The sequence below is a fragment of the Sulfurovum indicum genome (assembly GCF_014931715.1).
In the GTDB taxonomy this organism is placed as follows: Bacteria; Campylobacterota; Campylobacteria; order Campylobacterales; family Sulfurovaceae; genus Sulfurovum; species Sulfurovum indicum.
Genome location: NZ_CP063164.1, coordinates 352,953 through 366,076, shown reverse-complemented (window position 1 = coordinate 366,076; position 13,124 = coordinate 352,953). Strand labels below are relative to the sequence as shown.

The following is a 13,124-nucleotide window of genomic DNA, read 5'->3' as shown; positions in this document are numbered from 1 at the left end:
AATAGATACTTTTGCATGATTCCCCTATGAGCTCAAAACTCAAAGACCCGCAGGGGACCTGAATAGCATTTTTAGAGATATTTGCACTTTAATTTTAAATTCGGGTTTTTTAACATATACTTGATACCCATCCAAAAAGAGGACTCCTGATTAAAACCGGTTCCTACAACTCAACCTCTCCTTTGGAAGAGATCAGAAAACAGAAAGATTACCGGAGTTGTCCGGAGCACCACATCCTCTTCTGTTTAAACTTCCTACTCTTCATCATTTCGTGCTAGATGCATCAAAGGAACTGTTACTGTTATCAAGTGTGCTTGTAGGACTTACACCGCCTTGTGTGATTTTTACCATTGAACCCATCACTATTAATTTGGGCTGAGCATATTCTTTTTTCATACATCCTCCCCCTCTCTGCTTGTGTTTATAATTATACCATACTTCTGTGTTTTGGAAACATTTTTATAAAACAATTCAGCATTAACGAACCTCCAGAGTCTGAAAAGCTTTTTTTTATCATTCTTATACCCTGACACAAGATCCTCAACGTCACTTCTTTTCACAATCTTTTTTTGTATCAAGTAAGCGTTATTTAGCAAAGAATCAAGATCCAGACTTTCCAACTCTCCATAGATTACTTGTGAAAACTCTGCTTTATCACGCCGTTTTCTAATCTTCTCCGGTAAAATACCTACCATAGCCTCCCTAAATAACACTCTTAAATTAATTCTATTGTTTGTATAGTTATAACTGTAATCCCAAGGCAGACTGAACATAAACTCTACAAGTCGTACATCAAAAAACGGATGCCGGAACTCTATACCATAGATTTTTTCAGCAATCAAATATGGGTTGTTATCTACATATCTCGCATGTCCGTGTCCTGTAAACTGTTCTATATTTATTTTTTGAGATACGCTATAAAACCTGAATGTATCATCTGTATACTGTGCAACTTTTTTTAAATGATACTCTTTTTTAAAAGGAAGAAATATTTTTTTAATTAAAGCCTTCTGTTTATTTGAAAAAATATATGGTAGAAATAATTTCCGTAGTGTGGACTTTTTATCTCTATATATTTGTATCGTTTGAAAAAGCGTAATCCATTTTAATGTAAAAAACATATCTGCCAAATGCCCCCAGTTCCCAACAGTAGCTTGATCCCCTCCCTGTCCTGTCAAACCAATTGCAATATTACTATCAGCCATTTGTTTCAATAATGGCATTGACATTGTATAAGTAGAAAAAATAGGCCAATGTGGGTTTACTTGATAAATATTTGAAAGCGTATAGCCCTCTTGACTATCCCTTACATCCACTCTGGACTCAAAATGTTTTGCTCCATTGCCGGCTACTAAAGTTTCAATATATTCCCCCTCATCGCACACATCATCTCCAAATCTAAGAGAAAAAGATGACAGATCCACATCTTTCCTATACTTTTTTATAACTGCATAAACAGATGAAGAATCAAGACCACCACTAACCTCTGCACCAATTTTTGTATGAGTTGGAACTCTACTTTGCACTGCTTGTATAAAAAGTTTTTTAAACTTTTTGGCAGCCTCTTCAAACAATATCGACCTGTCTTGTTTTATCTTATGCGGGTACCAGTACCTCTTTACACTCACTGTATTATTTTTAATCGTTAACATATATCCTGGAGGAATACGAAAAACATTTTCATAAAAAGTATCGTGGTATGATACAGGATACCCATCAATAAAATTTTGGAGAGCATACATATTCACATTCACTTCTACATTCTTGGATGCGAGAATCGCATCCAGGTCTGATGAAACAATAAAATAGTTATTCTGTCTAAAATAAAAAATCTGTCGCATTCCGATATGGTCTCTTGCACAAAAAAGAGTTTTATTTCGCTTATCCCATAAAGAGAAGGCAAAATCACCGGCAAAATACTCAAGACACTCTTCACCCCATTTCATATATGACTCATAAATCAACTCTGCAACACTTATATTTTCATTAACAAGCCCCAGCTTCTTGCCAACATCACCTGCATTATAAATTCTTGCATCAGCAAAAATATAAATTTCATCTTTTAGGGATTTATAATATCCGGACAGGCCGTTTTGTACCCGACCATGTGAATAAATAATAAAACCCGTATTTTTTTCAGTAACAACTTTATACTCTTTTAAGTCGTAAACTGTTACTGCCTCCATCATGGTATGCAAGTCCTGTTCTTGCACATTTAAATGACCAAAATCTATGACTCCTGTAAAATAATTCATACTCCCTCTTATTTGCAACCAATATTTTTCGTATGCAGACAAATAGTCTCATATACCTCACTTAATCGATTCATATCCCAGGGGATCTTAATTTTGAAAACAGATACATATTGAGCCATATGTGCTAAAAACATAAACCGTTTTTCTTTTAAAAAATAAAGATTAATCTCACTGCCAAAACGCAATGAACGGAATTTGTCAACTCCATTCAGTTCAATAATTTCAATAGGAGCATCTGCTGCAGTACGTTCAAGGTCATATATTATGTCTATTGTTTTTACTCCTGTTAATGTATTAGCAAAAAAACAACCTAATGTTTCCCGTTCACGATATGGACGATGATGGGGATGAGAAGGTACTAACAAAAAACCTTCTTGCTTTTTAAATATTCCTACTTTATCATCTGATATAAGTGTATGCCCTTTTTTTAAAAAAAAATCTGTTAATGTTGATTTCCCGCCAAATGAATTTGCCATAAATAGAATAGACTTTTCCTCTACCTCAACCGCACCCGCATGTAAAAAATCATACGTCTCTTCAATGGTAAAAAATAGAGGAAGCATAAGATGCATGCACCAGTACTCCAGCAGCTCTTCCGTAAAGTTTTCATGAGATATATACTCTACCTCCAAAGTTCCGCTGTACCACACAAAAGTTACTACATCTTTTACATCAAAAGCCCAACGTTGATTTTGTACTGCAGGTGCAAACTCTCTATCTGAAAGTAGCTTCAGTTCTCTTCCCTGATTGCTATAAAATGAAATGTGAAAACGAAATACTTCCGGTAGTTTGTCAAGTGGACTTGCTTTTACCCTAACCACATCAACAAAAGCTCCCTCAATCTTTTTGCCACTTTCCAACGCCGGGATAAATTCAATATAATGATTATATGCGATCATACTTTCCCCATTCAAACACCGAAACGACAGTAAATACTCCATGTCCGCTGCCACCAGTAATAAGTATATCCCCGCACTGTGACCATGCATGGGCTTTCATCTTCTCTTCATCTCTGGCAACGCCAAGATAAAACACTCCGGAAATTCCACGTTTTTTCAACATCTTCTGTGCTGTCAAAGCCTGTACCAGACAGGCGCTTTCCCATGGTGTATGAGCTGCTGCCTGTTTAATAGCTTTGCCTATGGCAAGTGCCATTTTTTTCTCTTCTTCACTAAGCTCTATCGACTCACCTTTTTTACTCCAATGCTCCAATGGTCGGACCAATCGTTTAAAGGATATGCTCAAAATGGCGGCACGCATTATGCCCAATGTATAATAGGCTTCCATAAAAAGATTTCGCTCGTGTGCTGAGAGTTTGAAGAACTTTTTTATTTTACGCAACATCAAAATCCTCTTTTATCAATCCTTGTTTTTGCAAACTGTCATAATTCCCCTCAGCTGTAACCCTCCCCTCATCTATCAGGTAGATACGATCAGCCTGTTTTATGGTTGAGATCCGATGTGCAATAATAATGACCGTACGCCCTTTGAGAAACGGTGCCAGCGTCTTGTAGAGATGAAACTCCGTTGCATTGTCCAGAGCAGATGTTGCTTCATCAAAAATAACAACCTTTGGATTTGAGAGGATAAGACGTGCAATTGCAAGACGTTGACGCTGTCCTCCCGAAAGTTTTATACCATTTTTGCCGATAAGCGTATCGAGTCCCTCATCCAACCCCCTGACAAAGGCTTCAAGCTGTGCTGCTCCCAATGCCTCATAAATTTCTCTATCGCTCTTTACCTCTGAAAGAGCAAGGTTCATTCGAATAGTATCATTGAAAAAAAGCGCATACTGCAGCATTAAAGCCACATTCTTACGTACAACCGGAAGACCTATCTTCTCTATCGGGGTATTGCCATAGAGTATTTCTCCAGAATGCACAGGGTAAAAACCAACCAAAAGCTGGGCAACAGTTGTTTTACCGCTACCGCTTGAACCGATAAGAGCGATCTTTTCTCCCGCATTGGCCTTTAGAGTAATATTATGCAGCACTCTTCTGCCGTTTCTATAAGCAAAGCTGACATTATTTAATGAAACTGAAGTCGTTTTTTTGTTATCAAACGGATCAGATTCATGTGGATAATGTGGCTCCTGAGAAAATGAAAGCAGTGTATTGATACGCTCGAATGCCGGCTTTGTACTCTGATAGGCGATGACCAGACCCACCAGCTGCTGAACCGGCTGCACCAGTGTTGAAAGATAAAAAAGAAAAGCTATCATCATCCCGATCGTCAGATCCGAATAGGCTACAGCAGTAACACCAAGTACTCTGAAAATATCAATCGCCGTATTGATCAGCAGAGTGGAGGAGCTGTGTGCCACAGACGCTTTATACCCGTAATCAAGCGAAGTTTTTTCTATCTCTTTTGCCCGCTTTTGAAGTATACCGAAAAAACTCCTCTCCTGATTACTCGCACGTACCTGAATAAAAAGTTCCAGTGTCTCATTAAGCAGTTCATTGTAAAGTTCATAGGCTTCATGTTGACGACGCAGCAACTCTCCGGTTTTACGTCCCAGAATCTTTGAAAATCCAAAAAACAGTGGGTTGAGTATAAATACCAGCAGTGCAAGTGCCCAGTTCATCCAGAACATCACAGCAGCAATACCTGCCAACATAAGTAGCGCACTCAACGCAATCATCACCACTTGTCCGGCAAAACGGCTGATACTCTCAACATCCTGTACTGTTTTGGAAGCAATACCACCAGATTTGAGTGTTTCATACTCAGAAATCGAAACACGTTCAAGATGATGTAAAATCCGGTGACGGAGCAGATAGCTTATCTTTTGGGTAATTTTTGTAGCATAAAATATTTTTTTATTATTGAAAAAAAATGCAATGATCCGCAAAGTCAGCACTGTACTTAGAATAATGAGAACATAAACCCATACTTCACTCTCTCCATAGACTCTCGAGATCACCTCTGTCATCTTTCCGGAGTGTTCAAGCAGTACTTCATCAACAAGCAGAGGAATGAGCATTGGAATGGGCAGCAGCAGCAATGTTGCCAATGTTCCAAAAATATTGGTACGCCAAAAATCTTTTTTCTGGGAGTTAATCTGCTCATACAGTACTTTAAATGTATAGTGCCTTGTCATATTAGTCTGGTCTCTTTATTATATTGCATAAAGATAAAAGACCTTGATACTTCATATTTGACTACTGTGCACCATGACCGTTTCATACACTTCCGGTAACCTTGCAGTATCCCATGGAACAGTAATTTTATATACTCCTACACGCTTTGTCATCTCTGTAAAAAAACAAAAACGCTCCTGTTTCATAAAAGAAAAATCAATAAAGCTGCTGAAATGCAGGGCCTTGAACTTCTCTATGCCCTTGATCTCTGTTACCCCTACAGAGGCATCGGGTGCACTTTTTTCAAGAAGATAGACTGCATCAACGGGTTTGGGATCAGTAACAAAGTTTTCAACAAAATAACCAAGTGTCTCTACTTTTCTGAAAGGTCGGTGAAAAGGGTATGAAGAAGTCGCATAATAGCCATCTCTTCGTTTCTCTATAGCTATAGAGTCATCTGTGAGCATAGCATGGCCGTTTTGCATGAAAAAGTCAGTCAGTGTCGATTTCCCACCATAGGAAAAAGCTGAAAACAGTACTGCTTTGCCCGCTATTTCAACTGCCCCTGCATGAAGAAGATGATAGCTTCGTTCAAGTTCAAGTATAAGAGGTATAAAGGTATGAAGTACCCAAAACTGCAATCTTTGAAAAGTATAGGCTTGTTTTCTGACATACAGGATATTTCTCTGCTTTGCATCCCATACCAGTATCATCGTATCTTTGATCTCCAAAGCCCATGAAAGCATTCTGTCTGCCTCTCCAAAAGGTCTGCTGCTATAATATCTTATTTCCCGACCGGACATACAATACCAGTCACTTTTCAGCAAGAAATTTTGTGAAAGGGGGTAGATCTTTTTTTCTATAATATGAATTGTTTCAAGCCTGTTATGGGAGACATGGTTCTGAAAACTCTTTCGGTCCGGGAAAACAATATGTCGGTTAAATGCAGTCATTGTTCACTGTATAATACTACTGTTTTCAAACAGTCCAACCGTCAGTAGGCGGGCCTGACGGACCTGTAGAACCATCAGCATATGCACCGGACGGCCTGGCCAGTTGTCCCAAGGTGACTAGAGCAGGTGCAGCATAGGCTGCTTTTTTTAAAAAAGAGCGTCTACTGTCTCTTCTCTTGTTTTTTACTTTTTCAGATACTATCGGTTTCTGCAGCTTTTTTTTCTCTCGCACTGTTATCCTCCACTGCTCATCGGAGGTCTGCTTAAATCAAACCTTTCTTTTTTGCTTTCTGTCACACTCTTTTGCTCTTGAAGAGTATCCTTCTGTACATTTTTGCCATCTAGAAATATGTAGCTCCCGCCCATATCAGTCACATTAACCTCTTCTGTCTGCACTATCCACTGAAAGGTTCTTTCATTCATTCCGTCCATCGTAAACGTATATACCTGTGCTTTGCCGTTCAGTATAACAGGCATCTCTTTTCCGCTTACAGTATCTACCAGTTTCATATGCTTAAGCAGAGGATTGTTCATAGATCTATGTTCATGATAACGTGTACGCTTTTCGTTATCTATATAAGGGTCCAGTATATATAACCCATACCATGTCAAAGTGATCCTGGCATTGCTGTCATCAGTCTTTACAGTAAATCTCCAACTCTCTTCCGTGTTTTCCTGATAATGGTGAAAACTGGTTTTATACTCGCCCGGAGCTACACCGGCAGGGTCAACAAACACAATATCAAGATAAGTACCGCCAAACGGGCTGAGTGACTGCAGTGTATGCTTGGAGATATTGTCATCTGTATCAAGCTCTCCCAGCTGTGTACTGCCTGTCCTCATTTTTCTGACAGGATCTTCTGCCACCAGCCGAATATACCAGTTTGACGGTTTTGTCTCTGCCGCTACAGTATCAAGACTTATACTCTTCACTTCATTTACAGATTGTGTATCGGTATTACACCCTGCCAATCCCAATACCAGAATGATCGAAATCCATATATTTTTTTTCATCTGTTACTCCTGTGGGATCAACAGTTTTACTGTTTTATTTTTGGTAGAAGCGTGCAGTTTGATCCAGAAACCTTTATATGGTTCAAGCTTACATCCGCCCGGAGTAACGTCATCACATGCTGTATGTCCGTTTGCATCTGCACTGCCGTCTCCAGGATTGTACTGCCATATCTGTTTTTCCACATACCCTGCTTCATATGCTGCAGACGGTGTGTATGCAACTCCGTCAATAACAAACCGGCAATCTGCCCAATCTACTGCGGTTTTCCCCACAAAGCCTGTCATATTGTAACGGTGGGCACCCGTTCCAAGCAGATCATCCCCGCTTTCTACATCCAGTGAAACACTTTTAAGATCTACCTCTACACAGCGGTTTGCCGTACAAGCGCCATTGCTGGCATTATAATCAACGCTTACCAGGTCATTTACACTCCAGCTTTCACTGTTTCTGCTGCCCAGCCAATAACCTTTACCAAACTCAACAATATCTGTTTCACTCAACTGTGTATCCCAGCTGCTATTGTTGCTCTCACTGTAATCCCGGCGATACACAATCCAGTCAACCCCGTATGTTCCGAGCATATCATCCCCAAACACACTGCTTACAGTTTCCGTACTCGTCCGAAGCTCTGCAGGTATTCCAACTAGCTCCCACGTATGGGCACTGATAGTAGCACCACAAACGATATCTTCTCTTAAACTGCTATCATAGTTTTTCCCATTACCTTCGTTTAGTCTGATATTGGCAATATCACTATCGTTTAAGTCTGTACTGTATATTTTAACCTCATCCAATAACCCGTCAAACCAATAATTATTATATAGCTGACCTAATCTCAACGGCTCTGTCGAGTTCACTATCTCTCCTGCAATACTCTTCGTAGCCACAGGAGTGTCACTGTCAATATAAAGTGCCATTACTCCATTGCTGTATGTTGCAGCAATATAGTGCCAACTCCTTTCCCACGATGCAGGCTTCGCAATATATGCATTGTAAAAAGCACCATCTATATTAAGAGAAAAGGCAATATATTCACCAGTACCTCCATCATCATAATTCCACACCATCCAACCCTCTGACCGTGTATTGCTGCTATAATACTTTTCTATATATATTTGATGCGTATCTGTATCATTTTTCGGATACACCCATAAAGATATAGCCATTTTATCTTGAAAGTTCAATAACGGACTGTTATTTACTTCCAAATAAGAAGAAGCACCATCAAAACTTCCAGAAAAACCGACTTTGCTGTTCGTTTGATCAGTTTGGGCATTGCTATAGGACGTTGCGTTATACTTATAGAGTCCGGAATCTTTCACATCTTCGGTAATACCGCCTGCATTGTCAAACCAGTAACATTCGTCCATCCGGTAATCAAGTACAGGATATTTCTTGCAGATTGCCGCTTCCCGTACCGTACCGTCATAGTTTTTGCCGCTGAGTTCATTGTTGTAGATATCTGCCATCTCCGCTACACTCAGAACTGTATTGAAAATCTTTATCTCATCCAGCAAACCATCAAGATATTGACCAAAACCGCCATTAATACTGTCCTGGTCGACACCCAGTTTCAAACCATTCTGGGCAACAGTCAATGCTCCGCTTGCCGTATCTGGGAGTGTCGTACAAACCGGTACCGCGGCAGCTGAGTCCGGATCTATATACACACAGTTGTCCCGACCCGAACGTGTCCAGACGATCTGGTGCCATCCACTGCTGATATCCGGAATTGTCATACCGCTGCTTCTCTCGCCTTTGATCCAGACTTCAACAGTCGTTGCATCCTGAAACCAGAGCAGAGCTTCATTGGCATAAGGCAGTGCTCCTGCCGTATCAGCTGCGGATAAAATCGTCTCATATCCGCTCACTGGTGCTTTAACCCATGCCATGACCGTAAAATCAGTCAAACCATCCATTACATTTTTATCAAGGTTAACCATATTGGTCACCCCGCGCAGATAGCCGCTGCTGTTAATCATAGCATCCGAAGAGAGAGTTGTTGCATCAATGGCAGTTCCGTTATAGCCGTTGCCGCTGCTATCATTGACTTCACCGATGCTGCCATTCCAGTAACACTCGTCCATACGGTACTCGGCAACAGGTGCAGCATATAGAAAGTTGCCTATAAACAAAACCATTGAAATGATTATTCGCACATTCACAGATATACCTTTGTCAAATTGATCTATAGGCAACCTGGCGATCTCATCATCTACTTTCGGGGAAAATATCAGAGACCCATGGCTTTCCGGCCCTGCTTCGCAACAGGTGTGGCAGTTGTGTAAAATTGATTGATATGAGGCAACCTGGCGATCTCATCATCTACTTTCGGGCGAAAATATCAGAGACCCATGGCTTTCCGGCCCTGCTTCACAGCAGGTGTGGCTTTTTCTTTGCTTACAATAAAATGAATATTATACATGCTGTTTTATAAAAAAAATCTTATATATTGCAGAAGGGGTTATTATATCATAAATAAAAAAAAATAAAAACTATAATGATATAAAAATATAAACTATAACTATTATTTTTTTTAATCTATAGTAAATGTCCCAGTTGCTCTTTTTTGGTTTTCAAGTACTCTTTATTATACGGATTCGGGATAATCTGTATAGGAAGTCGTTCTACGATCTCTATAGATCCGAGACTCTCTATCTTTTTTGGATTATTTGTTAGCAACTTGAGCTTTTTAATATCAAAATGGTTTAAAATGAACTCTACGATCTCATAGGTTCTTTCATCGGCAGAAAAGCCCAGCTGATGATTGGCCTCGACAGTATTATAGCCTTTATCCTGAAGCGCATAGGCATTTACCTTGTTGAGCAGACCGATATTCCTTCCTTCCTGGCGGTGGTAGATGAGCATACCTCCCTCTTTGGCTATAAGCTCGAGAGCAAAATGAAGCTGTTCTCCGCAGTCACACTTGACAGACCCGAGCGCATCCCCTGTCAGACACTCGGAATGGACCCTGACTATGGGAGTATCCGGGAGGCTTTCGGTAAAAAGTGCAAGATGTTCTTTCCCCAAACCGTCTTTAAAAGCCTGGATCCTGAAGGTACCGTATTTGGTCGGCAAAGCAGCGATTTGTGATATCTCTATGTTTTTCATGAAGAGATTATACAGAAACAATTAATAATTAATAATTAACAATTAATAATTAGTGTAAAATAACACAAATAATTACAAAAGGTCGTGTATGTTTGCCCGTTTTAGAAGAAAAAGAATTAATCCTGTATTGAGAGATCTTCTACAGGAGACACATTTAAGCGTCAATGACTTCATCTATCCTCTCTTTGCAAGAAGCGGTGAAGGCATCAGGGAAGAAGTAGCTTCCATGCCTGGCGTATATCAGATGAGTATCGATGAGATCGTCAAAGAGTGTGATGTACTTAAAAGACTCGGCATTATGTCTATTATCCTTTTTGGAATCCCGGATGTCAAAGACAGTGTAGGGAGTGATGCGATGTGTGAACACGGCATCATTGCCCAAACAGTAAGAGAAGTCAAAGCAGCACATCCAGAGATGTTCGTTGTAACCGACCTCTGTTTCTGTGAATACACCGATCACGGACACTGTGGTGTACTCGACCCGGTTCTGGAAACAGTTGACAATGACATTACTCTTGACAACCTTGCAAAACAGGCAGTTATTCATGCCAAAGCAGGTGCTGACATGATCGCCCCTTCAGGCATGATGGACGGAATGATCCAGGCGATCAGAGGTGGCCTGGACAGTGCGGGATTCGAGAATCTACCTGTCATGAGCTACTCAACCAAGTTCGCTTCAGCCTACTACGGCCCATTCCGGGATGTAGCAGAATCAAGTCCAAGTTTTGGAGACCGAAGAAGCTACCAGATGAACCCGGCCAACCGGAGAGAAGCTATTGCAGAAAGTGTTGAGGATGAGCTGGAGGGAGCAGATATCCTGATGGTCAAGCCGGCACTCGCCTATATGGATATTATTCGCGATGTTAGAGAAAATACTGCTTTGCCTTTGGCAGTCTATAACGTCAGCGGTGAATACGCTATGCTCAAAATGGCTGCCAAAGCAGGTGTTATAGACTATGACAGAGTCATGATGGAAACCCTGCTTGGCTTTAAACGTGCCGGTGCAGATATCATCATTACCTACCATGCAAAAGAAGCAGCGATACTTCTAGGCAAATGAAACTGTAAAAAACTGCTGTCTTTAAGCCAAAATATGCATTAGAATCACTCGAAGTTCACCAAATGCCTATGGTGCAATGATTTGTGTGAAATACAGTGATTTCTATTGCATAATTCGGGTTTAAGGCCCAAGCCTCTACTTCCTATAGATTTTGTACAGTTTCTATGGCATATACTGCGATGTGGATAGAAATAACTATACTGCACAATATAACTTCACTTTATGTTTTCAAACCTTTCATGATTGATCCTTCACATCTTTTTAAATTCAAGGTCGTCTTTTTTATCTCATATGCAAACCTACTCCGCACAAGAATCGATAGTATAAAATCAGGAAGTCAAGACAAAATGGTGAAAAAATCTACTCTAACACCATGTTTTGGACCGGAAATGAGTAACAAAGATAAAAAAATGATTGCTTCCTAAATGTTTCATCTATACTATTACAAGTAACACAGTAAACAAATGCTCCAGTTTCATTACTATATTGCTACCCTCAGATATCACCGTATACCCTGTATACAGATGATCAACAGACACATGCACGATTATATTTTGATAAAAATATCAACCTTGCCTTTCCTCTTAAATATAGAACCCTCAATAATTTTATGGTAGAATAATTTCTTTTAAATTTTTAACTGATTTTATGGTTAAAATAAGGATGGTCCTATGAGACATTTTTTAACGCTGGCAGACTTTACGAAAGAAGAGCTGCTGGAGATGATCGATCTTGCCGTTAAGATCAAAGTACAGACCAAACGCAAAGAGTTTGTTCCCTATCTGGAGAGACAGACACTGGGAATGATCTTTGAAAAAAGTTCTACACGCACCCGTGTAAGCTTCGAGACCGGTATTTATCAACTCGGAGGTGTAGGACTTTTTCTTTCTGCCAATGATATTCAGCTTGGGCGCGGTGAACCGATGAAAGACACTGCACGTGTCATCAGCCGTATGGTTGACATGGTCATGATCCGCACTTTTGAACAAAATAAAATTGAAGAGTTCGCTGCCTACTCCAAAGTACCTGTAATAAATGGACTGACCGACTCTTTTCACCCTGTACAGCTGATGACGGACTACCTTACCATGATCGAATTCGGCAAAGCAGATGATCCTGTCTGTGCATATGTGGGAGACGGCAACAACATGACACACTCCTGGCTGATGCTGGCAGCGAAGATGGGCTTTGAGCTTAGAGTAGCTACACCCAAAGGATATGAGTGTGACCCGGATATCGTAGCCCAGGCGGAAGCATTTGCAAAAGAGAGCGGTGCAAAACTTATTTTCGGAAATGACCCAAAAGAGGCAGTCAGAGGGTGTGATGTTGTCACAACAGACACCTGGGTCTCCATGGGGCAGGAAGCTGAAAAGGAGATCCGCCTCAAAGCCTTTGCCGGCTACATGGTAGATGAAACAATGATGAGCCTGGCAAAAGAAGATGCTATTTTTCTACACTGTCTGCCTGCCTACCGTGGCTATGAAGTGAGTGAAGAGACTTTCGAAAAACATGCAGAGGTGATCTTCACCGAAGCGGAAAACAGGCTCCATGCCCAAAAAGGGATTATGGTATGGCTGGATCAGCATCGCTGACATAGCCGAGCGTTCAGCGCTAAGCGTTAAGGGAACCTTGAGAATTTTAACAAATAAA

Annotated in this window: 11 protein-coding genes and 2 riboswitches; of the genes, 2 read left to right on the top strand and 9 right to left on the bottom strand. The window is 40.5% G+C overall.

Translation table 11 applies throughout. The features are described 5' to 3' along the window. Positions 1–392 precede the first annotated feature (392 nt). The 9 genes from IMZ28_RS01910 to ribA form a co-directional block, all read right to left on the bottom strand. A complete protein-coding gene (locus tag IMZ28_RS01910) occupies positions 393–2,255 on the bottom strand; it encodes an asparagine synthase-related protein (RefSeq protein WP_197548958.1) in 1,863 nt (620 codons plus the stop codon). A gap of 8 nt (positions 2,256–2,263) precedes the next feature. Then, positions 2,264–3,154 carry a phosphoenolpyruvate carboxykinase (ATP) gene (locus tag IMZ28_RS01905; RefSeq protein ID WP_197548957.1) on the bottom strand — a complete coding sequence of 297 codons (891 nt, stop codon included), beginning with the start codon at positions 3,152–3,154 and terminating at the stop codon, positions 2,264–2,266. Beyond that, positions 3,141–3,599 (bottom strand): lasso peptide biosynthesis B2 protein, encoded by a 459-nt coding sequence (locus IMZ28_RS01900; RefSeq protein WP_197548956.1) that lies wholly within the window; start codon positions 3,597–3,599, stop codon positions 3,141–3,143. The genes IMZ28_RS01905 and IMZ28_RS01900 overlap by 14 nt, the downstream gene beginning before the upstream one ends. Beyond that, positions 3,589–5,355: an ABC transporter ATP-binding protein gene (locus tag IMZ28_RS01895; RefSeq protein WP_197548955.1), complete on the bottom strand. Its 1,767-nt coding sequence runs from the start codon at positions 5,353–5,355 to the stop codon at positions 3,589–3,591. The genes IMZ28_RS01900 and IMZ28_RS01895 overlap by 11 nt, the downstream gene beginning before the upstream one ends. A gap of 51 nt (positions 5,356–5,406) precedes the next feature. Further along, complete coding sequence (locus IMZ28_RS01890; RefSeq protein WP_197548954.1) at positions 5,407–6,288, bottom strand: hypothetical protein; 882 nt, start codon at positions 6,286–6,288, stop codon at positions 5,407–5,409. Positions 6,289–6,313: 25 nt separating this feature from the next. Then, on the bottom strand, positions 6,314–6,520 hold the full coding sequence (locus tag IMZ28_RS01885; protein ID WP_197548953.1) for a twin-arginine translocation signal domain-containing protein: 207 nt from the start codon (positions 6,518–6,520) through the stop codon (positions 6,314–6,316). Positions 6,521–6,522: 2 nt separating this feature from the next. Next, a complete protein-coding gene (locus IMZ28_RS01880) occupies positions 6,523–7,302 on the bottom strand; it encodes a hypothetical protein (protein WP_197548952.1) in 780 nt (259 codons plus the stop codon). A 3-nt stretch (positions 7,303–7,305) separates the two neighbouring features. Further along, positions 7,306–9,468: a LamG domain-containing protein gene (locus IMZ28_RS01875; protein WP_197548951.1), complete on the bottom strand. Its 2,163-nt coding sequence runs from the start codon at positions 9,466–9,468 to the stop codon at positions 7,306–7,308. 25 nt (positions 9,469–9,493) lie between these two features. Then, a riboswitch (cyclic di-GMP riboswitch) is annotated at positions 9,494–9,591 on the bottom strand. A 12-nt stretch (positions 9,592–9,603) separates the two neighbouring features. Next, positions 9,604–9,702: riboswitch (cyclic di-GMP riboswitch) on the bottom strand. A 142-nt stretch (positions 9,703–9,844) separates the two neighbouring features. Continuing rightward, the gene (gene ribA, locus IMZ28_RS01870; protein WP_197548950.1) at positions 9,845–10,414 is read right to left on the bottom strand and encodes a GTP cyclohydrolase II; all 570 of its coding nucleotides are present in this window, start codon (positions 10,412–10,414) and stop codon (positions 9,845–9,847) included. An 88-nt stretch (positions 10,415–10,502) separates the two neighbouring features. Between ribA and hemB the strand changes: the two genes are divergently transcribed. Continuing rightward, on the top strand, positions 10,503–11,474 hold the full coding sequence (gene hemB, locus IMZ28_RS01865) for a porphobilinogen synthase (RefSeq protein WP_197548949.1): 972 nt from the start codon (positions 10,503–10,505) through the stop codon (positions 11,472–11,474). A gap of 671 nt (positions 11,475–12,145) precedes the next feature. After that, positions 12,146–13,066: an ornithine carbamoyltransferase gene (gene argF / locus IMZ28_RS01860; protein WP_197548948.1), complete on the top strand. Its 921-nt coding sequence runs from the start codon at positions 12,146–12,148 to the stop codon at positions 13,064–13,066. The last annotated feature ends 58 nt before the right edge of the window (positions 13,067–13,124 follow it).

Coding starts and splice junctions, on each gene's coding strand:
- IMZ28_RS01910 (WP_197548958.1), bottom strand. CDS start 2,255: ATGAATTATTTTACAGGAGTCATAGATTTTGGTCATTTAAATGTGCAA.
- IMZ28_RS01905 (WP_197548957.1), bottom strand. CDS start 3,154: ATGATCGCATATAATCATTATATTGAATTTATCCCGGCGTTGGAAAGT.
- IMZ28_RS01900 (WP_197548956.1), bottom strand. CDS start 3,599: ATGTTGCGTAAAATAAAAAAGTTCTTCAAACTCTCAGCACACGAGCGA.
- IMZ28_RS01895 (WP_197548955.1), bottom strand. CDS start 5,355: ATGACAAGGCACTATACATTTAAAGTACTGTATGAGCAGATTAACTCC.
- IMZ28_RS01890 (WP_197548954.1), bottom strand. CDS start 6,288: ATGACTGCATTTAACCGACATATTGTTTTCCCGGACCGAAAGAGTTTT.
- IMZ28_RS01880 (WP_197548952.1), bottom strand. CDS start 7,302: ATGAAAAAAAATATATGGATTTCGATCATTCTGGTATTGGGATTGGCA.
- ribA (WP_197548950.1), bottom strand. CDS start 10,414: ATGAAAAACATAGAGATATCACAAATCGCTGCTTTGCCGACCAAATAC.
- hemB (WP_197548949.1), top strand. CDS start 10,503: ATGTTTGCCCGTTTTAGAAGAAAAAGAATTAATCCTGTATTGAGAGAT.
- argF (WP_197548948.1), top strand. CDS start 12,146: ATGAGACATTTTTTAACGCTGGCAGACTTTACGAAAGAAGAGCTGCTG.